The organism is Citrobacter sp. Cu231, assembly GCF_030332265.1.
Classification (GTDB): Bacteria; Pseudomonadota; Gammaproteobacteria; order Enterobacterales; family Enterobacteriaceae; genus Citrobacter; species Citrobacter meridianamericanus.
On the sequence record NZ_JAOWIE010000043.1, the window covers coordinates 185,759 to 208,354 of the forward strand.

Sequence of the window (22,596 nt, forward strand, 5' to 3'; positions counted from 1 at the left end):
CAGAATGAAAAAAAACAAATTATCTTTTATTATTTTCATAGCTACTGGAATTACCCCCTTCTATATCGAGGCTGTGTGCGGTGTCGTTGTCACAGCAGGACTTCCGGCAAACACTAGACAAGAAGTTACCGATTCCAGGTGGACTATCCCACCAGATATTGATTTATCCGTGCCGGGTTTAGTCTATGTATTAAATGCGGGAACTGTTGGACCGGTGTTTTCGAGCGTCAATAATAATCAACTCCCTTATTATTTAACTGGTTGGAAAAATATTCTCAGCCATGATGGTCCATTTACCATGTCGGTTAAGCAAACTGCCTGGGATGAGATAAATAACTATAGTCATGAGTCCGCCAGGTTAGAACCAATAGTTAAGATGACTGAGTATGGATATGAGAGTGTGGGCCTGGGAAATAACGTACCGGAAATTAAGGTGCCGATAGACTCAAGATTCTCAGGAAAAAAGATCGGATATGGTTATATCGTAGATACAACCATGACCGCAGGACGTTACTTCGGGATTGAGGATGGAATGTGCCATCCCTCAGTCCCTGTCGGGACTTCGTATACCTTTCAAGTGTATCTGAGTGACAGAAACCAGGGCGGACATCCGCCGCCTCAGATACGGGATGCTGACGGAAATATATTATGGACCGCTCCGTGGGGTACATATTCTGCTGGCGTTGCCGTTGGTACAGTAAATTACACTGAAATAGCTGATGTTTCTGTTGAAATATCTCCTGCAAGTCTTGCTTTTGGTCAAGTATTGTTTGATGAGGTTAAGTCCCTTCCTGTTACCATAACGACAAAAAGTAATGTGCTCAATACAAAAATAAACCTTGAGTATGAGTTTACTGATGACGTGGGGGAGGCGAATTTAAAAATAAATGCAACTGGCATTGATGGCTTATCCGACACGATAACTTCGCCAGGAGTCAAAAACTCACCGGTGACACTGATGCGAAATATATCAATTACGAATAAAAACACTACGGCAGGACCGTATAGTGGATATTTAAGAGTTACCTCAATGATTCCATGATGCTATTTAATAGGAATTTTAAATTCAGATGATTATACTATGGTATAACGAACATCGTATCAAGTTATCGCTGGGAGCACTCAGCCAGGAAATGTACCGACGACAACTCAGCATCGCGCAATAAAATCGTCCATGAAAACATCTGCATCCTCGAAATGGACATCTCAACTGGGCAGGACTATTCCTGCCCCCCCCCCCTGTGCTGTATGTTATCCCAGATTTGTGGGAACGGGTCTGATGCTTGCCGGAATGACAGGCTGGTGCAGGATGGCAAAACTACTCGCCGTTATGTCATGGCACAGGTCGCATGAATAATTTCCGGTTCAGAAAAGAGCGTAATTCAGATGTACCTGTAGTGCAGGACAGACTTTCTCTGAGTATGGCGTCCGCCAACCTGTTGCTGACGGACATCCGGCGCGGTCATGAAAAATAGCGTAGTCAGATCACTCTATATTTTAAGATGTCATCTTGACTACGTGTTTATGGAGGAAACAATAAGCCTGGAATAATTAACAAACGGGCAATCCATTTCCCTGATAAGGGTCTGTGTGGATCATGACATCCAGCACATTTTTATTTTCCAGCACTGCCTGGCGTACTGCTCTGGCAATATTGTGCCCTTCACTGACAGAAAGCCCTCCATCAACTTCAATATGTGCATCTACCAGTATGAGATCGCCCGTTTTTCGTGTTTTCAGATCGTGTACTCCGAGGACGTCAGAGACAGCGAGAATAGTTGCTTTAATTGCGGTTTCCATCTCCGTGCTTGCTGAACGATCCATCAGGTCATGAAGTGCACTGGCGGCAAAAGTGTAGCCCATACGGGCAATCAGAACACCAACCACCATTGCTGCTACCGGATCAACCCATGGAAAACCAAGTAAATTGCCGACAATCCCGACAGACACGACTACTGATGATGCGGCATCAGATCGTGCATGCCAGGCGTTAGCAATGAGCAGAGACGACTGAATGCGTGTCGCGACAGCCAGCATATAGCGGAATAGCAGTTCCTTAGTTACCAGCGCGAACAGTGCTACCCACAACGCAATAATATGCACCTCTGAAATGGCTTCAGGGTGCCACAGCTTGCCGCTTGCGGACCAAATCATAATGGATCCGACAAGGAACAGGATTGCGCCAATAATCAACGAAGCCCCATTTTCATAGCGTCCATGACCATAATGGTGATCTTCGTCAGAAGGTTTGCGACTTTTTTTATTGGCAATCAAAACGACAAAATCCGAAACCAAATCAGAAAACGAATGTATACCGTCAGCGATTAGCCCCTGTGATCCAGAAAATATTCCCAGCAAAATCTGAGCGCAGGATAAGAATATATTAACAACCACACTCACCATCGTACTTTTTTTCGCCATCAAAGAACGATTATGATATTCGTTATCATTGCATTTATTTTCATTGAGCCCCATAAATCCTCATTAGTACCCCAATAGTTCAAGATAGTGAGGATAATATAATCCAGACTAAAAAATGTTAAACAGGGAATCAACCAGACTTGGTTAATTCATTCTAAAAGGTGAAAATGAAACACATTTAGAAAAAGCCCACAGAAATTATTAGCGAAACCCTATTCTCAGGCACGGAATGCTGCTTTCACCCTAAGAATGAGTAGATAAAAATATAACCCCAGGATCTGTGACTGATGTGGGCCTATTTGTAAAAAATTAATTTCATTATACCAAGCTTCTTTTACCTGTTCACTGACCGGGTACATAGCGTAAGCCACGCCAGAATAGCGATCAGTAAAATGTGTCAACTCGAATGTATCAACAAAGCTAAAATGCCGTAAAATAAGAATAGTGAGAATAATGACAATATCAACAATATATAATGTTGGTTTTAAGGCCGATAACCTACGCAACGGTATGGAGCACACCTACGGCGATTTTATCGTCATATGCGATGCAGACACTCGCGTTTTCTCCACCATCCTAACCAATACCTTGGGTTATTTTCGCGCCCCGGCCGTCGCCTGGATTCAGACTCCCCAGTGGTTTTATGATCTCCCTGCCGGGAGGCGTCTGCCCAAAGTACTGCGAGAAAAGTTAGGCCGACCGGGCCACGCATTTGGCAGGTTTGTGGAAAAATTGGTGGGTCCGCACACCATTGGTCGTGACCCCCTTTTTTAACGATCCGCAGATATTTTACGACGTCATACTGCGGCGCAGAAACTGGGCTAATACCGCATTTTGCTGTGGAGCTGCGTCCATTCATCGCCGGGAAGCCATCATGCAAAGTGCGTTACGTCATTATGCTCATACAGTGGAATCGGAAATCGCGCGTTACACCCGGGAGGTGCCGGACAGTGCGCTGCGGGAATAGCAACGCCAGGCCATGAAAATGCATGTGGCTTATGACACTGAGCTAACCCCCTATAAATTCCATGTCTCTGAAGATATCTATACCTCTATTCTGCTGCACGGGGATCGCGAACATCGCTGGCGCTCGGTCATGCATCCTGAGATTGAATCAAAAATGTTATCGCCGCAGGATCTGTTGACCTGGATGATCCAGCGTTTTAAATATGCGGCAGGTTCCCTCGATATCCTCCTTCACGACACGATATTCAGGAATAGTAAGATTAAACTGAGCATTGCGCAGACGTTAATGTACGGTACTACCTTCTGGTCGTACCTTGCTTGCTTGTGGAATACCGTCTTTTTAATCTCGCCGCTGGTGTATCTTTTTACCGGGATCCCTCCTGTTTCGGCCTACTCCACGCCATTTTATCTCCACTTTTTACCCTTCTTTCTATTCTCCGAGCTGGCATTTATGTTCGGTATGTGGGGGATATCCGCATGGGATGGCAAATCGTCCTATCTTTCACTGTTCGCCATGAATCTTCGTGCATTGGTTACGGTTCTTCGCGGTGAAAAAACAAAATTCCATGTCACGCCCAAAGAACGTCAGTCTGGTTGGGATACGGGTTGTACCGCTGTTTATGCTGGCGGTTGCCAGATTGCATATTGATTTTGAAGAGGAGCAACTGCGGATACATTTTGGGCTGGAATGGGAACACTATGAGCTGCGTGTTTGTCGCCGGTTATAGAATTACCCGACCGCGTACAAGCATTCCTGTGACGACACGATTCGTGCCTAATTGATACCGGATGATGCAAAAATAGGCGTTTGATTCGCAAGGCCATTGACGCGTCGCCCGGTTAGTTTTAACCTTCTACCCCGTGCTCACATTCGTGGACATGTCCTTTTCAGGGCCGATATAGCTCAGTTGGTAGAGCAGCGCATTCGTAATGCGAAGGTCGTAGGTTCGACTCCTATTATCGGCACCATTTCAAACTCTTCCCAAGTCTACCGAAATCAACTAAAAGCCCGTATACTGCGGTTCATGGCCCGTATCTTATCTCCTGTTATCAACTGGACTCAACCGAAATCAAGTCACAGTTGGGGGCATAAGTGGGGGCATTCTGTATTCGGTCCAGGGAGATGCCCCCAATGAAACTTAATGCGAGACTGGTAGACGCTGCTAAACCCAGAGAGAAAGCCTATAAGCTGGCAGATGGTGCTGGTTTGTATCTTGAGGTTGTTCCCTCTGGTTCCAGATACTGGCGGATGAAGTATCGCTTCAATGGAAAAGAGAAACGTCTGGCTTTCGGTGTCTATCCAGCAGTGTCGCTTGCGCAAGCAAGAGCACTGCGTGACGACGCCAAGAAAAAGCTGGCTGAGGGTATCGATCCATCTTTTGCCAAGAAAGAAGAAAAGCTAGTTCGCGATGTGCAACTCAACAACACGTTTCAGTCTGTGGCACTTGAGTGGCATGGTACGAAGGTGAGCCGGTGGTCAGAAGGCTATGCCTCCGACATTATCGAAGCTTTCAATAAAGATATTTTCCCCTATATCGGCCAACTTCCGGTGAATGAAATCAAACCACTGGTTCTGCTGAGTGTGCTGCGTCGAATGGAAAGCCGTGGCGCGACAGAGAAGGCTAAGAAGGTTCGCCAGCGCTGCAGCGAAGTCTTTCGTTACGCCATCGTTACCGGTCGTGCGGAATACAATCCTGCGGCGGATCTAACCAGCGCGATGTCAGGACATGAATCGAAGCATTATCCCTTCCTTACAGTTGAGGAGTTACCAGACTTCTTTAAAGCTCTCTCTGGCTATACAGGCAGCCCATTAGTTGTTCTTGCCGCTCGTTTGCTGATCCTTACGGGAGTTCGTACTGGCGAGCTCCGAGGTGCTTTCTGGAGTGAATTTGATCTTGAGAAAGCGGTGTGGGAAATTCCTGCCGACCGAATGAAGATGAAACGGCCTCACCTTGTCCCCCTCTCTACCCAAGCGCTGAAAATCGTACAACAGCTCAAAGTGATGACTGGGCAATATCCACTGGTGTTCCCGGGACGTAATGATCCTCGCAAGACGATGAGTGAAGCGAGTATTAATCAGGTGTTTAAGCGGATTGGATATACGGGGAAGGTAACGGGGCATGGTTTCCGTCACACGATGAGTACGATTTTGCACGAGGAAGGGTTCAATACGGCATGGATTGAAACCCAGCTTGCGCATGTCGATAAGAATGCGATTCGTGGGACGTACAACCATGCGTTGTATTTGGAAGGCAGGAGAGAGATGATGCAGTGGTATTCGGATTATATCGATAAAGTTGGAAGGGTTGCTCTCAGGAGTGCTTCATAATTAGATTTCTCTAAGCCTAACTGGATCGTTAGGAATACAGGAAAACTATACAATTATTGCTCCTCCATAATGGAGGGGCTGAAAATAGTAATTATTTTTTATGAATCACACTCAAGTTGATTATTAACTTCCTTAACTATTAGACATAAGGTTTCTAAATTCCAGAAGTATATGTAAATTATAAATTATTTATTAGTTAACTTGAGGTGGCGATAAATAAGTTCACATTTAATGATGCTACAAACCTCGAAATACTATCCCTTTGGATGTGAGTTGGTTTTTATATGTAACTAATTGACTTATATCACATTTCATAATACACAGTATTCATTGTTTTAGGTATAATAATCCAGTTACAGCATTTTAGATGAGTACATGTTCCTTATAAGGGTGTTGTCTAAATGGATGATTTTGAAGATAAAAAAAGATTTGAAGAGGCAATCGAAGCTGGTCAACGAAATCTCCGTGCTGTACACCTACTTAGTAACTGGTGTTCTCACTCTTGTAGTGGTCAACTAAAACTGGCCACCGCTTTAGAGTTTTTCCAGTATCGGTTTTCCGATTCGTTTGGAGGTAATCCACCGTTATAGCCATGCGGCCTTAGCGAGCTGTAATACCCGACGATATAGTCTGTGATCGCATGAGCAGCTTCGCTAAAGTTTATATAACCTGTCACTGGCACCCACTCGTTTTTCAGACTCCGGAAGAAGCGTTCCATCGGGCTGTTGTCCCAACAGTTTCCACGTCGGCTCATACTCTGCCTGATCCGGCAACGCCACAGTAACTGCCGGAACTGCCTGCTTGTATAGTGGCTACCCTGGACGCCCTTCTAAGAGTCAAGCCATTATCGGGATGCTGTTGACCCGCCTATTTTGATTTCGTAGTAATGTATAAACTTCGCGTGAGATATAGCGCTTAAGACAGCGTATTGCTTCCATTTTTGTATGTCCTTCGGCTACTCGCCTGGCAACATATTTCTTCGTTTTATCGTCAATTCGTAAACGTCCGATAGCGATGATATGAAGTGCACTATTTGCAGCACGATCTCCACCCCGATTAAGTCGATAACGGTTCGTTTTTCCAGAAGAGACAGGAACCGGGCTGACACCGCACAGTGCCGCAAAACCTGATTCGGATCTTAACCGTTGGGGATTATCTCCGGCAGTGATCAGCAACTGTGCAGCGCTTTCGTATCCAATAGCATTACGTTTAATTAGTTCAGGTGCCAGCTCATCGACAATTGCCGCAATCATGACATCCAGATCAGCGATTTCGTCATGTAATTCGAGATAGCGTCGGGCAAGGGACTTTAATGAAATGCGATAAACGTTGGTAATATTGCGGTATTCACTGGCATCAGGTCTCCAGGATCCCAGAGTCCTGATGAGCTGCATGCGCGTCATATTTCTGAGCTGTTCACGTAATTCATCCGGGGCAGAGATAATATTGGAATGGATAATCTGGAGAGCGACTCTTCGGGCCGATATCGCTGTTTTGCGGCAAGTTTTTAACACCCGAAGAGACTCAATCATGCCATTGCGTGTTTTGGGTGTGACGGTTCTTATTCCGGAGAATGCGGCATGAGCAGCACACTCAGCATCAATCGTGTCACTTTTACCCCGTTTGCGTCGTTCCATCCGGTCTGGTGCGGTCACTTCAAGAACTTCTAACCCGGCATTCTGCAAATAGCGAAGCAGACCTGATCCATAGGTGCCTGTACACTCAACACCAATTCGCTTTAATGCCCCAAATGAGGTCATCCATGCCAGCATCTGCCGGTAACCTTGTCGTGTTGTGGCGAAATACTGGGTCCCCAGGACTTTATTGTTCTGATCAACGACAGCGGCAACGTGCAGATCTTTATGTGTATCCACGCCACCCACAACGGCGGCTTCGGTAACTTTATCAGCCATGACAGAGCTCCTGTGAGGAAACAGAGTTGAATCTCCAGACAGATAACCCGGACAGGACAGTAACGAGACAAGCCGTCAGGCCCTTCTTGAGTCACGCGCATCGGTGAGGAGATGCCTCGCATGAAGGCGCTTCCGGCAACCGACGGGTCCAGGGCAGGACACAAAAGGTCGATCGCTGTGTGAGTCAGGATGCGGGAAGGTCTTCACTGCATCAGTAATCACACCAATCGGGTTAAACGGCAAACTGAGTGGTGGTAAAGGCTGACATCGGCATTATTACTGTCACTATGGAACATCACCCCGGCTGGTTTACCGCGAGCTTCCCACGCCATTTCCAGCGCTTTGATGGTCAGCTTGCTGTCCGCGAGAATGACATTGCCCAGCCCACCGGTTTCCTTGCAAACAGATCGAGAACAACAGCGAGGTAAGCCCAACGTTTACCTGTCCAGATATACGTCACATCGCCGCACCACACCTGGTTAGGTTCTGTCACTGCGAACTGTCGCTCAAGGTGATTCGGGATAACGATGTGTTCATGACCACCACGTTTATACCGGTGGGTAGGCTGCTGACAACTCACCAGCCCCAGTTCTTTCATGAACCTGCCGGCAAGCCAGCGTCCCATTCTGAAGCCTCTCAGGGTTGCCATAATCGCGATACTTCTTGCGCCAGCAGAGCCATGGCTGATGTTATGCAGTTCCAGAACCTGACTGCGTAACACAGCTCGCCTGCAGTCTGGCTTTTCGGGGCTTTTTCCCCAGTATTTGTAGCTGCTACGATGAACCCCGAACACGTGGCAAAGTGTGACCACAGGATACTGCGCTCTGAGTTTCCCGATTAACGAGAACTGAATTGCCACTGTTTTGGTAGTCATCCTTTTAGGTGGCTGGACTGACCCCGCCCCGGTAGACGATCCTGCCCTATAGTTGGACTGCCCCCACAAAAGTGCCAACTTCCGCTTCACGCTCATAGCGGAGATCCAGCCCAATTATCTTGTCTGCTTCGTGCCAATTGCGGCCGTTGCTAACCTTAGGCGATGTTGATGGTTGGCTTAGCGTTGTCGATGTAACATCCAACTTGCATTACACTTTAAACCAGAATAACTAAACCTCTAAGCTATAGGGATAATGTATGTCTGCTAGGGACTTATCCAAAATGGGCACCGCTAACGTGGCGCTGGCTTTAGATAACTTCGGTCACCAGGTCGTTGAAAAGTTTCCTGTTGGAGAAGTGGAGTTCGCTTTTTATCAACACACTGCGACAAAACTTAATCAGGCAGAGATCGCTACTCCAAAGCTCTTATCCGTTGATGCCGTCCTGCGTAAGTTAAGAATGGAATATATCCCTCATCAGGTTGAGCAGGCCTATTTAGCCTCAGATGAAGCATTAGCTATGCTGGGGCGTTTACATCGATATCCTGTGAATTCTGAATGGCTCTACCATACTCACTTATGGTCAGAGTTAGCGCTCGAAAAATCCCTCATACTCTTGGCATTACCTGAAGAAAGTGCACAGCAACTACGCCGATTTCAGCAGTGTAGTGATGTTTTGTTTGGCTACCAAAGTCTGGTTTCTGGCGATAGTAATGCTGGAAACTGGGGAAGAAGAGTTAACGGTGATCTGGTTCTTTTTGACTGGGAGAGGTTTGGAAAAGGGAGTCCCGCTATCGACCTGGCACCTCTTATCAAGGGAATGGGTACGAAGCAAACATTCATTAATCTTGCAGAACGTTATTGTCGATTATCTTTTTATAATAATCACAATTGGTTAGCGAGAGAAATTGCTATTACCAAAGCGTGGATTGTCACTGAAGTGGTTGTGCTACTTGATGAGCGGCAAAAGACAGCATTGCCCTTATATCTCAAATGGTATAAGGAACATCTCCCCGGTTGGTTAGGTAGCGTAGTAAGAATGCTTTGAATGAATAATGATTATTTAAACGTGCTGCCCATTACAGGTTGGAATGTCCGCTTCACGCCCTGAGACATTCGACAAGCTTTTTATGGCTTCAGCAAGGGCGAGTGTCGCGCTTCGAGAGCCAGCAAATATTTTGCTTCATCGTACTGGGTTCTGGCCTTCCAGCAGCGGTAAATGATCCTTATCCATTTGAACGCCAGTGCCCGGATCGCAGACTGATGAGATTTGCCCTTCTCTCTGAGGCCCTGATAATACAGTTTGGCCCAGTATGATGAATTAACCGTCTTGGCAGCCCATTCAACAAAGGTCTGCCTGACGAACTTGGCACACTGCCATCGCCAGTGAACCCAGGATTTCTGGCCACTTCGTTCTGTCACCGGTGCAATACCTGCGTAGTTTTGAATTTCTTCAGCGCTGTTAAACCGGCCACGGTTATCACCAAGTGCAGCAAGCATTCGTGGGCCCATACACGGCCCCATGCCCGGAAGTGATTTGAACAGCTTCGCATCTGGCAATGTATCAAACAACGCTTCGATTCGTTCGTCATAGGTTTTGATGATTTCACTCACGACTTTAATTTGTGTCGCCAGTGCTGTTGCCATCAAAGCATTAGCCTCTATAACACTCGGATCTGTCGTCAACGGGATGGAGTTATCAATACTCACAACACGTTGCTCGGTAAGAGCCATTGCGCGGCCACCTTTGGCATTCAGAAAGTTGCGGATCGTGTCGCGCCTCGCTCGTTTCAGTTGTTGCAGACTGGGCTACCGGATAATCAGCTCACACAATAGTAAGCTACCCCGATGTGAGAACCACTCCAGTGGCTGAGGATAATACTGTTTAAGCGTGTTGATTAGTCGGTTCACAAAACGGCGTTTATCTTCAACCAGCTGACGACGCTGCTCTACCAGTTGCTGAAGTAAGCGAATATCCGCATTATCGGGTTCAATGGCTTTTATCTTTTGGGGATAACGCAGCATTAACTCTAATGCCAGCTCAGCATCCTGCGGATCATCTTTAGCGCCGCTGGGCGAGAAGGCTTGCCGGTAACGAGCCAGAGACAAAGCGTGGACGGGGAAAACGGTGATAAATGGATATTTCTGAAGAGCATACACCACGGGACCTTTCTTCAGCTCAACGGCGATAGCGATCCTGCCTTTTACCTTCTGGTGTAACTCGGTAAGCCAGACATCAAGCGCTTCCGGCGTATGCTCAATCACATGGAATGTGCGTTCACCGTTTTTAAACTGAACACAGACATCGTGCTTTTTATCTGCCCAGTCCAGACCAACGTGCACAGCAAATTGATTAATCGCAGTCATCACCAACTCCTTTTTATCGGGGATTGGTATGCATTCCACGCTCTTCGAAAGAAATATAGCCAGCAGTTTATCTGCATGCCCTGAGTATTCGTTAGCGAACGTGGAGCACCTACTGGCTCGAAAGAAAAGCGGCGATCATCACGTGATTCTCGCTCAATATTCGTAACCAGTAAGCGCATACCCTGAATCACTTAAAAGTGTAATTCTCAGGGTGCGAATGACTATACCTCGCTCACAGCAGACCTTTGGCCCAGTGAGCTTGTCCGCTCTGTGCCAATAACGGACGTTGTTAAGCTCATGCAGTATGGATTCACGAAGAACATACATTATATATTGTCCTAATTGAATGGGGATGAAAGCTCCTGATGGCTCTCTTTTTGCTCGCTGTAACGATCTGCAAGATAACCGGTTTGTCTCTTAAGCAGCACTGTGATTTTAAACAGCTTCTCGGCTACATCGACAGAACTAAATGTTTCTCGACTATTCTCTAAGGCAACTTGAGGCCTACACAAAAAAGAGCCGGGTTATACCCGGCTCTTTTTAGCTGATTTCGAAATCTTTTAATTCCCCACCTTCAGCAATAAGATTTGAGATCCGCTTCGGCATTCGCCCCTGACCTGACCATGTTTTTGACTCTCCAGTTTCGTCAGTATATCGATACTTCGGGGGGCGGGGGGAGCGCGTCCTTTTAGCCTTACCCGGAGAGCCAATAGCAGCTAAAAGTTCGGAGGGGTCGATACCCTCATCAAGCATCATCTGACGAAGTGTTGCCAGTTTATCGCGGCGCTGACTTTCGTTTGCAAGACGTAATGTCTCTTCTTCTCGTCGTTTTATAAGAATAATTTTAAACTTTTCCAGAACATCTTCCAGTACATCTAATGACATTTCACGAGTCTGAGAACGTAAGGTACGGATATTGTTTAACTGTGTAAGAGCATCTGACATAAAGAGACCTTTTAAAGTTTTTTCGTTGTTCAGCAAATACCAATGTCGACGGTTGCTCATCAACCCGATTTTTCTTACTGAGCATTTTAATCAGATTGGTACATATTGTTATTAACGAGGTTTAGACTACTTATATAAATCTCTTATCGCAAGACAAAATTAAGAATAATGTGCAAGAACTAAATTCCAACTCCTACAAAATGTCCCTGCATTTTTGAAGGTACTAAAAACTATGATGCCAGGAGCCATCCAGAGAGCCTTTTTATACCCTCATAACTATTGCTTCAGTCATATCTGGTGAGCTTAAATCAGGAGAGACATTTAGTGAATTAGCGCGGCCACTTAGTAAGATTTTTCACAAATGGCAAGATGGCACGCAGGTGAGAGACACCTGCATTTTGTCAGAGGGTAGCGAATTACTCTCTCTATATTGAGGTGTTTCTAAAAAAGTGTAATGTAAAAAAAACCTGCTGTTAGCAGGCCATAAATATTTTTAACTCATTTTTTGTTCGATTCTGATAAATAGGGTAAGCATGCAATTAAACCTGGAGCAGAGAGCATGACAAAAATGCTATAAATATTTCCTGACCGCATCAAGTATCTCCTGTGACGTTAACTCCCTGTCAGTAGCCACGTAAACAATACCATGATCGCCAGTTAAGGAAGGAAAACCTGCAGACATAATCCGAAGATGTGTTTCTTCACCGTTTGGATATTCCTGCCTGATAGAGGATATACCTTCCAGAACGGTCATGACTTTACAGGATTCAGCATTAAAGAAAACAAGGACTTTAATCATATTCTATTACCCTGTTCTCTCGTGGGTGTTAACTGGCAGATGCCATTAAGGTCAAAGCCATTACGTGGTGCTTTCGGAGATAGCCTCGCTCATTACGCACTTCTTATTTAACAAGCAGTTAGTTTGTGCTTTTAAAATTTTTATGCTGTAGTCCTGCACTCCATTACATCGGTCAGCGCACTCATAATTGTGAAAAATATGCTGATCAGATATTAAGAATCAACGGCTTTTCACTGATTTAAGTTATGAATCTGTCTACTCAGGGATAATCCTTCATCGTTATCGCAGATCCACATTGATTTATTTATCGCAAAGTATTACGTTTGCAGCCGCAGGACCTTTGTCTCCGATCTGAATGGCGAATTCAACTTTCTGTCCTTCAAATAAAGTTTTAAAGTTGTCGCCATTAAGCGCAGAAAAATGGACAACGATATCTTTGCTGCCATTAAGAGGAGAGATGAAGCCAAAACCTTTGTCTTCGTTAAACCATTTTACCAGGCCTGTAATTCTAGAGGTCATACTGACTCCAGTTATGCATCATTGTATTGATAGTAAACGTATGAACTCAAAAAGAGGGGATATCAACGATAGCGCCTGGTAATGAGAACTGCCCGGAAAATTTCTAACTTTCATTAGTACATCGAACTGATGGGATTCATTAAGGCACAGGGAATTGATATAAGCAAATTATCTTTTAGCCGTCCAGAGGTCCTGTAGGAAAAATAAAAGTGGCTGAATGCCATTTTCAATGTATAGTCTTTACGTGTTTTCAATAAGGAATTGACTTGTCCCATAAAATGACAGGAATTGTCAAAAGCTTTGATATTCTTAGTGGTAAAGGCCTCATCATCCCATCTGATGGACGAAAAGACGTTCTGCTTCACATTTCAGCCGTTAACTCTCGCGAATCAGAATTACTCATCCCTGGAAGCCGCATAGAGTTTTGCCGGATAAACGGTCTCAGGGGGCCTGTGGCTGCGAACATTTATCTTTCCTGATTTTCAGTGTGTCAAAATAGATAGATTAAAACTTAACCACATGTGGTACGGTGAAGCTCATTCATTGAAAGGTTAATGGTTATGTCTGTTATCAATTACGCAATGAAATTCTTCAGCAGTGCGTCTACTGCCACTGCTGCCTGTCCTGTTTGTGGTTTAAAATCAGTACAACCGTTGTCAAAAGTCCGGCTCAACCAAACCATGCTTTGCCCCGGATGTAAGGCTCTGTTTATCTCCCGACGCTAGCTCGACCAAAACCGCAGAACAGAGCTCATGTCCTATACTTATGTTAGATTCCGGCAGCTGTTAAATCCCTGATGCCTGACGCCCATCCTGAGAGAACGTTTCTGAACTGATTTCGCAACTGCTCCTGCGCGCTAACGTTGCATCAGAGCAATGCTATGAAAATGATCCCCAGAGCGTGGTTTAACCGCTCCCGTATTCTGATGAATGCTGCCGAAAACATAACGTTTTCGGCGAACGATCCTGCCGGTGAAAGCTCGCCGCGGTCAGAACTCTTTTCGACCGTCCAGATGGAACGCTACGGCCAGAAGCTGGCGCGGACTCATAAAGTATCACCGGATAGGCATCCTTATTATCTTCTGAAACGGCTTGGCGACAATGAGGCCGTCATTACCCAAAACTGCTATGAGCTTAACGCGGGTAAAAAGACCAGTATCATGCCCGCCGGTGAATGGCTGCTGGACAATTATTATCTGATTGAGGAACAAATCCGCACTGTCCGCCAGCATCTGCCGAAAAGCTTTGGCAAAGGTCTTCCGTCGCTGGTATCGCCGTTGAATTGCCCACGAATTTATCATATTGCATCAGAGGCCATTGCTCATGGCGATGGCCGCTGGGATGGCGCCAGCCTGACCAGCTATCTCACTGCCTATCAACAGGTGACGCCGCTGACGCTGGGTGAAGTCTGGGCGTTACCGGGAATGCTGCGCCTTGCGCTGATTGAAAATCTTCGTCGTATCAGTATGGAAGTGATAAAAGCGCAGCAGGACAGAAACCTTGCTGATACGTGGATAACAAGGATTGTCGAATGCGCAGAGAGTGCGCCTGGTGATTTAATCATGGTGGTTGCCGATATGGCGCGCTCCCGACCTCCTTTAACCAGTGCGTTTGTCGCAGAGCTGGTGCGGCGCCTGCAGGGGCATGGCAACGCGCTGTCGTTACCTCTGACTTGGGTTGATCAGTGCCTTCGGGAACAGGGGATCACCACTGACGTTCTCATACATAGTTTCAATCAGCAGCTTGCCGCCAGCCAGCTGTCCGTCAGTAACAGCATCGCCGGCCTGCGTTTATTGAGTGAAACGGACTGGGCTGATTTCGCCGAAACGATAAGCGTTGTCGAACAGGCATTACGCAATGATCCCGCCGGCATCTATCCCCGGATGCACTTCAATACCCGGGATCATTACCGGCACGTAGTTGAGGTTCTGGCCAGAGACAGCGGTCTCAGCGAGCCTGAGGTTGCTGAGAAGGCGCTGGCGTTTTCAGAGGAAAAAGCGCCTGATACACCGGAACATCATGTTGGTTATTATCTTGCGGGCGAAGGTCGACAGGCGCTGGATATTCATCTCCTAGCAGACGCCTCAAGGCTCATACGCTTGCGGCACAGTTTCAACAGAATAACCCTGCAGTTATGGCTTGGAAGCCTGGCGTTGCTGACAACCGCAGCGACCGCAGCAATATTGCACGAAACCGCCATGCAGGGCGCAGACTGGCTATTGATCGCGGTGATATTACCTCTGATTATCGCATTAACTCAGTTAATGAGCGATTTGCTCAGTGATGCAACCACCCGTTTTCGCGTTCCTCGCCCCTTGCCTGGGATGGATTTTTCAGCCGGTATTCCCGCTGACAGTGCCACCATGTTAGTCATTCCCTGCATGTTGACCAGCCACGAAAGTTTCAGCCAGCTCCTCACCAGTCTTGAAGTCTGCTGGCTGGGGAATGAAAACGAAAATCTCAGGTTCGCGCTGCTCACTGATTTTGCTGATTCTGAAAATGAACCCTCGCCGGAAAGTCACGCGCTGCTCAGACAGGCTATCGCCGATACGCAGGCGCTTAATCGCCGCTACCCCTCCGGCCGACCACGTTTTTATCTGTTACATCGCCAGCCTGAATGGAACCCCTCGGAAGGAGCGTGGATGGGCTATGAACGCAAGCGGGGAAAACTGGCGTTACTGAACAGCTGGTTGCGCCATCCCGGAACGCAATTCGTCAGCGTTGCAGAGATGCCTGCCCACCTTTTACCGGGTCACATAAAATACGTCATTACCCTGGACAGCGATACGGTGCTCCCGCGCGATACGGCACACAAACTCGTCGCGACGATGGCGCATCCGCTGAATACGCCTGAGTATGATCCGGTACGCCAGAGGGTTGTCAAAGGATTCGGTATTTTACAGCCCGGTCTTGCGGAGGAGATACCACGCAACGGTCAGGGGCGTTACGCAGCCCTGCGTAGCAGCGTACCGGGCAATAACCCTTATTCGATGATGTCTTCGGATATTTATCAGGATCTCTTTGGGGAAGGCTCGTTTGTGGGCAAAGGGATTTACGATGTTGATATTTTTATGCAGGCCACTACCAACATCTGCCCGGAAAATCTGGTACTCAGCCACGATCTGCTTGAAGGATGCTATGCACGTTCGGGTCTGCTGAGCGAGGTGTTACTGTACGAACAGTACCCTAATAATTATCTGTCGGATGTTGCACGACGTTCACGCTGGATCCGGGGTGACTGGCAACTGCTTAACTGGCTAAAACCACGCGTCAGAAAAGCCGATGGAACCCGGGTCAGGAATCCGCTGACCGCGCTTTCTTACTGGAAATTACTCGATAATCTACGTCGCAGTCTGGTCGCCCCCTCCTTACTGGTATTGCTGTTCTTCACTCTGCTTTGGGTACCCAATCCGGTTTACTGGCTGGGCATACTGTTGCTGATATGGCTGTTGCCAGCCATCCTCTGCATTAGCCACGACCTTCTGCATAAACCTCTGCGTCGCCGCGTGAAGCCGCATCTGTTACTGGTGGGGGCGGGCGCGCTAAAGCGTCTGTCAGGTATCAGCCTTAATTTTGCGATACTGCCGCACGAAGCCGGATATTCGCTGAAAGCGATCGCCGTGACGCTATGGCGACTGGGGATAAGCAGGCGTCACCTCAGCCAGTGGGTCAGCCACAGCCAGGACAGCAGTCAGGCCAGACCCACTGTTGCACGTTTTTATCAGGCGATGTGGCTGAACGTTGCCGGTGGCGTGGCGCTGACAATACTGACCGGACAATTTGCCCCACAGCTGCTGGGGATTGCGTTACCGATCGGTTTGGTATGGTGTGTGGCACCGCTGCTGATGAGCTGGCTGAGTCGCCAGCCCGTGCGTAAGGTTTTTTCGCCTAATCAGGAACAAAAACAGCTGTTACGCCAGACAAGCCGTGAAATCTGGGCTTTTTTTGAAACATTTGCCACAGCAAAAGAGAACTGGCTTCCGCCTGATAATTATCAGGAAATACCGCAACCGACGGTGGCACACCGAACTTCTCCTACCAATATTGGTCTTTCACTTATGGCTAACCTGACGGCATGGGACTTTGGCTACCTGCCTGGCGGAGAGGTGCTCCGGCGCGTGTCGCTCACGCTCGACACGATGGATAAAATGGAGCACTACCGGGGCCATCTCTACAATTGGTATGACACCCGTACGCTGGTCCCCCTAAGTCCACGCTATATCTCCAGCGTCGACAGCGGCAATATGGCCGGGCATTTATTGACCCTGCGTGCAGGCCTGTCCGCCATGCGTCATCAGCCTGTTTTAAGCAACCAACAGATACTGGCAGGACTGAACGATACGCTAGATATTCTGGAAAAACAGTGGGGTAAGAACCCACCTGACAACCTGAGACTGCTGCGCAAGCATTGCCTGAACGCGGTGTCGCTCTCTCCGCAGGCGCTTTTCAGCGAACTGAAAAGCATGCGCACCCAGTGCAACCATCTGACCAGCGCATGTCATCAGGGATCTCCTCTTCAGATGCGCTGGGCTGGACATCTGGAGCATCAACTGGTTCAGCTTTGCCATGAGTGGTCTCTGTTGCTTGGCTGGTTGCCTGCATCTTGGAATGAACAGAAGCTGCCGACGCTGAGCGAGCTTGCCCGTCCGACATTAACCGGTACAGGAACGCCTCCGGCGTCAGTGGCGGAGCAGGCCCGAATGCGACTCAATATTATCACCGAGCTGGAACAGCGGCTGGATGAGCATGCCCGGATGGATTTCGCCTTTCTGTACAGTGAAGCAACCAGTCTGCTCAGCGTCGGTTATAACTGTGACACCAATATGCCTGACAAGAGCCACTACGATCTCCTGCCGTCTGAAATCCGCCTGACCAGTTTTCTTGCCATTGCGACTAATCAGCTGCCTCTTAAAAGCTGGTACGTGCTGGGTCGATTGTTTACAACGATTGATAATGAAACTGCCCTGATGTCATGGAGCGGATCCATGTTTGAATATCTGATGCCGAATCTGGTGATGCCCACCTGGCCCGGCAGCCTGCTCGATGAAATGAGTCAGTCGGCGGTTATGCGCCAGATTCACTGGGGGAAAGAACGCGGGGTACCATGGGGTGTTTCAGAGTCTGGCTATCATGCTTTTGATGTTCAGCATAATTATCAGTATCAGGCATTTGGCGTACCGGGGCTCGGTCTACGCAGAGGACTTGCCGATGACATGGTTGTTGCTCCTTACGCCACGCTGCTGGCGCTGATGGTTTCCCCACAGAGAGCCTGTGAGAACCTGTTCAGGCTGCAAAAAAATGGTGCACGCGGAGAATACGGTTTTTATGAAGCGCTGGACTATACCCCCTCACGTCTTGCAACCGGTCAGCTCTATGCGGTGGTACAGTCCTGGATGGCGCATCACCAGGGTATGGCATTTCAGGCGCTGGCTCATGTGCTGCTTGACGCCCCCATGACTGAACGCTTTATGTCCAGCACGGTATTCCGGTCAGCGAGTCTGCTGTTACAGGAGCGCGTGCCGGATGCGGTCGATCTGTACAGTCCGCGCCGTCATTTTGAATCTCATGAGGGCATGGTCAAACCCGTCCGCTATGAACCCCGTATTTTCTATAGCGTGGATACTCCCGCCCCGGATATTCAACTGCTGTCCAACGGCCATTATCATCTGATGTTGACCGCGGGGGGCGGTGGTTACAGTCGCTGGAATGATATTGCACTAACGCGCTGGCGCAGTGATACCACCCGTGATAACTGGGGAGCATTCTGCTACATCCGCGATACCCAGACGGGAGATGTGTGGAGCAATACCTGGCAACCGACAGGCTACACCAGCGGACAAGACGAGGAAGTGTTGTTCACCGATGCGGGGGCAGAATTCAGACGCAGCTTCGGGGGACTCAGCGTCAAAACTCAGGTGGTGATCTCTCCGGAGGATGATGTTGAATTACGACGGCTCACACTGATTCATCGTGGTCGCAAGCCTCGCTCTCTGGAGCTGACAACCTATGCTGAAGTGGTACTGGCACCTGATGCCAGCGATCTGGCACACCCAGCATTCAGCAATTTGTTTATTCAGACTGAGCTGGCTCCTGAGCGTGACGCTATTCTTTGCCACCGGCGCCCGCGCTCACCGGATGAACCGGGCCCTTGCCTGTTTCACATGATGGTGGTGCATGGCGATAACCGACATAACGTGTCGTTTGAAACGGACAGGGCAAGATTTATTGGACGTGGCAGAAACCCTGCGAATGCCCAGGCAATAGAGACGGGAGGGATGCTAAGTAACACGTCGGGCTCGGTGCTGGATCCGATACTGGCAATTCGCAACGCCATCATTCTGCAGCCGGGGCAGCCGGTTACGATTGATATCATTTATGGCATCAGCGAGACCCGTCAGCAGAGCCTGGCGTTGCTGGAGAAATATCGCGATTACCCTATCGCCGATCGCGTCTTTGAACTGGCCTGGTCTCACAGTCTGGTGGTATTGCGCCAGATGAACGCCAGTGAAGATGATGCCACGTTGTTCAATAGTCTCGCCAGCGCTGTGCTTTACCCTGTCCAGGAGCTGCGCGCCGAAGGCCAGGCGATCGGCCGCAACCGGCGTGGCCAGTCCGGACTGTGGGGCTGGGCAATTTCAGGGGATCTGCCGATAGTGCTGCTGAGTATAACCAGCGAGGAAAGTATCACCTCAGTGACCACACTGATTCAGGCACACCGTTACTGGAGACAGAAAGGGCTGGATGTTGATTTGGTTATCCTGAATAACAGCCCCGGCGGCTACCAGCAGGGATTACAAAATCAGATTATGGAGTTAATTTATGCCGGGTCTGAAGCCAGTCTGCTGGATAAAAAGGGCGGGCTTTTTGTCCGGAACGGTGAGCATCTCTCCGCTGAGGATAAGTTGCTTTTGATGAGCGTGGCCTGTCTTTATCTTGATGACCGCGCAGGGGGTATTAATGAGCAGCTTAAACAGCGTATTCATACCCTGAAATCGCCGGCAAGGGCATTCATTCCGCGTGCTGTGCGCGAGCGTAATCAACATACGGACTGGAGCCCTGATACCAGTCAGTTATGCCATTTCAATGGGTACGGTGGATTTTCTCAGGATGGGCGGGAGTATCAGATCGTCCTTCGGGAAAATGCGCTTACACCGGCTCCCTGGTCGAACATACTGGCAAATTCTCGTTTTGGCAGTGTGATCTCAGAGGCAGGGCAGGCCTATACCTGGTATGAGAATGCCCATGAATACCGGTTGACGCCGTGGGAGAACGATCCGGTGAGCGATCGCAGCGGCGAGGCATTTTACCTGCGCGATGAAGAGAGCGGGGAGTGCTGGTCGCCGACGGCTTTACCTGTTCGCGGACACGGTGATTACCTGACCCGCCATGGTTTTGGCTACAGCGTTTTTGCCCATCGTGAGAGTGGTATAGACAGCGAGTTGACGGTCCTAGTTGCTGAAGAAGATCCGGTTAAACTGGTGCTCCTGACGCTCAGTAACTCTTCGGGACGGACACGTCAACTTTCCGTCACAGGCTATGTAGAGTGGACGCTCGGAGAAACACGAACGCGCTCAGCCCCTCACATTGTGACACATGTGGCCAGAACGCCCGGCGGCTGCGGGGTGCTTGCGAATAACTTTTATGGTGATAATGGTGGCGGCCGAACTGCATTTTTTGCCGTCAGCGGTAATGACTGTTCTCTGACAGGGGATCGCCGGGAGTTTATTGGCCGTAATGGTTCCCTTCACGCCCCTTCGGCCATGAAACTGCAAAAGCTTTCTGGTAAGACGGGGGCCGGTCTGGATCCCTGCGGAGCGGTGCAATCGGCGGTTACATTAATTGACGGGGACCAGAGGACGTTTATTTTTATCCTCGGCGCAGAGGAGAATGATGTTTGTGCTCAGGAGACGCTGGCCCGCTACATGAACGAGGATACGGTCCGCCAGGAGCTGAACCGGATTCATAATCACTGGCACAATGTTCTCGATAAAGTCGTGGTTAACACCCCCGACACGTCCGTAAATTTACTGGTTAATGGTTGGCTGTTGTATCAGACGGTCGCCTGCCGTCTTATGGCCCGGAGTGGCTACTATCAGTCTGGCGGTGCATTTGGTTTTCGCGATCAGCTGCAGGATACGCTGGCTCTGAGCCACGCTGCTCCGGACCGGATGCGTGAACAGATAATACTCTGTGCATCACGGCAGTTTATCGAGGGGGATGTGCAGCACTGGTGGCACCCGCCACACGGCAATGGTGTGCGTACCCGCTGTTCCGATGACTATCTTTGGCTGCCGCTTGCTGTTTGCCACTATGTTGAAACGACGGGGGATATGGATGCACTGGAAATACGCATTCCTTATCTGGAGGGACGCTCGCTTCAGCCTGGTGAAGAGTCTGTCTATGACACGCCGGTCATCAGCGGCACCGAAGAGACACTCTGGTTACACTGCGTCAAAGCTATTCACTATGGACTTCGCTTCGGGGAGCATGGCCTGCCGCTGATGGGGGCTGGTGACTGGAATGACGGGATGAACCGGGTGGGTATCGAAGGCAAAGGTGAAAGCGTCTGGCTGGGCTTCTTCCTGTACGACATTTTGCAGCGGTTTGCAGCGCTGGCGGAGCGCAGGCTGGATGAAAGCGTCGCCGCGATGTGCCGTTCACAGGCTCTGCGCCTGCAAAGTAATCTCGAAACCCACGCCTGGGATGGGGAATGGTACCGGCGCGGTTATTTTGACGATGGTACTCCCCTGGGATCGAAAACCTCACAGGACTGCCGGATTGATGCGATTGCGCAGAGCTGGTCTGTATTGTCCGGCGCTGCGAGCCCGGGACGGTGCGCAAAGGCCATGCAGGCGCTGGATAAGCACCTTGTGGATAACGAAGGAGGGCTGATCAAACTGTTAACGCCTCCTTTCGACGGACACGGTCCAAATCCGGGCTACATACAGGGGTACCTGCCCGGCGTGCGGGAAAACGGAGGGCAGTATACGCATGGCGCCATCTGGGCAGTGATGGCCTTTGCCCGAATGGGGAATGCCGAACGAGCCTGGCAACTCTGGTCAATGCTCAGCCCTATAAATCATACCCTGAATGCGGACTCTGTCGGGATTTATAAAGCTGAGCCTTATGTCATGAGTGCTGATGTCTACAGCGTCGCTCCCCATACCGGACGTGCAGGGTGGAGCTGGTATACCGGTTCAGCAGCCTGGGCCTGGCGTTTACTTACCGAGGAATTACTGGGGATAAAACGTTCCGGCACTGACTTTAGTGTTCATGCCAGGTTACCGGATGAGTGGTCGTCTTTTTCTATGGCATATCAATATGGTGAAAGCCATTATCAGATTAGTGTTTCACGCGGCGATGCAGAATATTGCGTGACGCTGGATGGTGTTCTCCTCCCTGATGACAGAATACCGCTGAAGGATGATGGACAAAACCATACGGTTGAGATCATTCAGAACTGACA

The 22,596-nt window shown here is 48.9% G+C and carries 11 protein-coding genes, 1 tRNA gene and 5 pseudogenes; 8 read left to right on the forward strand and 9 right to left on the reverse strand.

The window, feature by feature from the left end:
* The first annotated feature begins 4 nt into the window (after positions 1–4).
* Positions 5–1,042, forward strand: a complete 1,038-nt coding sequence (locus tag OGY15_RS17475) for a hypothetical protein (protein WP_286540348.1) — start codon at positions 5–7, stop codon at positions 1,040–1,042.
* A gap of 509 nt (positions 1,043–1,551) precedes the next feature.
* On the opposite strand, the gene OGY15_RS17480 is transcribed toward OGY15_RS17475, so the two are convergent.
* On the reverse strand, positions 1,552–2,475 hold the full coding sequence (locus tag OGY15_RS17480; protein WP_187259305.1) for a cation diffusion facilitator family transporter: 924 nt from the start codon (positions 2,473–2,475) through the stop codon (positions 1,552–1,554).
* 420 nt (positions 2,476–2,895) lie between these two features.
* On the opposite strand from OGY15_RS17480, the pseudogene OGY15_RS17485 reads away from it, so the two are divergent.
* The 3 genes and pseudogenes from OGY15_RS17485 to OGY15_RS17495 form a co-directional block, all read left to right on the forward strand.
* Positions 2,896–4,036 (forward strand): annotated as a pseudogene (locus tag OGY15_RS17485) (glycosyltransferase family 2 protein); the annotation flags it as partial.
* A gap of 244 nt (positions 4,037–4,280) precedes the next feature.
* A tRNA-Thr gene (locus tag OGY15_RS17490) sits at positions 4,281–4,356 on the forward strand.
* Between the two features lie 163 nt (positions 4,357–4,519).
* The gene (locus OGY15_RS17495) at positions 4,520–5,716 is read left to right on the forward strand and encodes a tyrosine-type recombinase/integrase (protein ID WP_286540353.1); all 1,197 of its coding nucleotides are present in this window, start codon (positions 4,520–4,522) and stop codon (positions 5,714–5,716) included.
* Positions 5,717–6,227: 511 nt separating this feature from the next.
* Here OGY15_RS17495 and OGY15_RS17500 read toward each other — a convergent pair.
* The 3 genes and pseudogenes from OGY15_RS17500 to OGY15_RS17510 form a co-directional block, all read right to left on the reverse strand.
* Positions 6,228–6,536 (reverse strand): annotated as a pseudogene (locus OGY15_RS17500) (integrase core domain-containing protein); the annotation flags it as partial.
* A gap of 16 nt (positions 6,537–6,552) precedes the next feature.
* Entirely contained in the window at positions 6,553–7,629 is a 1,077-nt protein-coding gene (locus OGY15_RS17505; protein ID WP_286540355.1) for an IS110 family RNA-guided transposase, read from the reverse strand.
* Between the two features lie 272 nt (positions 7,630–7,901).
* Positions 7,902–8,479: pseudogene (locus tag OGY15_RS17510) on the reverse strand (IS3 family transposase); the annotation flags it as partial.
* Positions 8,480–8,760: 281 nt separating this feature from the next.
* On the opposite strand from OGY15_RS17510, the gene OGY15_RS17515 reads away from it, so the two are divergent.
* Positions 8,761–9,549 carry a phosphotransferase gene (locus OGY15_RS17515; protein ID WP_286540357.1) on the forward strand — a complete coding sequence of 263 codons (789 nt, stop codon included), beginning with the start codon at positions 8,761–8,763 and terminating at the stop codon, positions 9,547–9,549.
* 80 nt (positions 9,550–9,629) lie between these two features.
* On the opposite strand, the pseudogene OGY15_RS17520 reads toward OGY15_RS17515, so the two are convergent.
* From OGY15_RS17520 to OGY15_RS17540, 5 genes and pseudogenes are all read right to left on the reverse strand, one after another.
* Positions 9,630–10,868 (reverse strand): annotated as a pseudogene (locus OGY15_RS17520) (IS110 family RNA-guided transposase).
* 338 nt (positions 10,869–11,206) lie between these two features.
* A pseudogene (locus tag OGY15_RS17525) lies at positions 11,207–11,356 on the reverse strand (arsenical resistance protein ArsH); the annotation flags it as partial.
* Between the two features lie 52 nt (positions 11,357–11,408).
* Positions 11,409–11,813, reverse strand: a complete 405-nt coding sequence (locus tag OGY15_RS17530; protein ID WP_286540388.1) for an H-NS family histone-like protein — start codon at positions 11,811–11,813, stop codon at positions 11,409–11,411.
* 571 nt (positions 11,814–12,384) lie between these two features.
* Positions 12,385–12,612, reverse strand: coding sequence for a hypothetical protein (locus OGY15_RS17535; RefSeq protein WP_096924194.1), 228 nt, complete (start codon positions 12,610–12,612; stop codon positions 12,385–12,387).
* 300 nt (positions 12,613–12,912) lie between these two features.
* The gene (locus tag OGY15_RS17540; RefSeq protein ID WP_286540360.1) at positions 12,913–13,131 is read right to left on the reverse strand and encodes a cold shock domain-containing protein; all 219 of its coding nucleotides are present in this window, start codon (positions 13,129–13,131) and stop codon (positions 12,913–12,915) included.
* 266 nt (positions 13,132–13,397) lie between these two features.
* Between OGY15_RS17540 and cspF the strand changes: the two genes are divergently transcribed.
* The 3 genes from cspF (at position 13,398) to OGY15_RS17555 (ending at position 22,594) form a co-directional block, all read left to right on the forward strand.
* On the forward strand, positions 13,398–13,610 hold the full coding sequence (cspF, locus tag OGY15_RS17545) for a cold shock-like protein CspF (RefSeq protein WP_001446195.1): 213 nt from the start codon (positions 13,398–13,400) through the stop codon (positions 13,608–13,610).
* A gap of 81 nt (positions 13,611–13,691) precedes the next feature.
* Positions 13,692–13,856 (forward strand): YnfU family zinc-binding protein, encoded by a 165-nt coding sequence (locus OGY15_RS17550; RefSeq protein WP_269199496.1) that lies wholly within the window; start codon positions 13,692–13,694, stop codon positions 13,854–13,856.
* 155 nt (positions 13,857–14,011) lie between these two features.
* The gene (locus tag OGY15_RS17555; RefSeq protein WP_286540362.1) at positions 14,012–22,594 is read left to right on the forward strand and encodes a glycoside hydrolase family 94 protein; all 8,583 of its coding nucleotides are present in this window, start codon (positions 14,012–14,014) and stop codon (positions 22,592–22,594) included.
* The last annotated feature ends 2 nt before the right edge of the window (positions 22,595–22,596 follow it).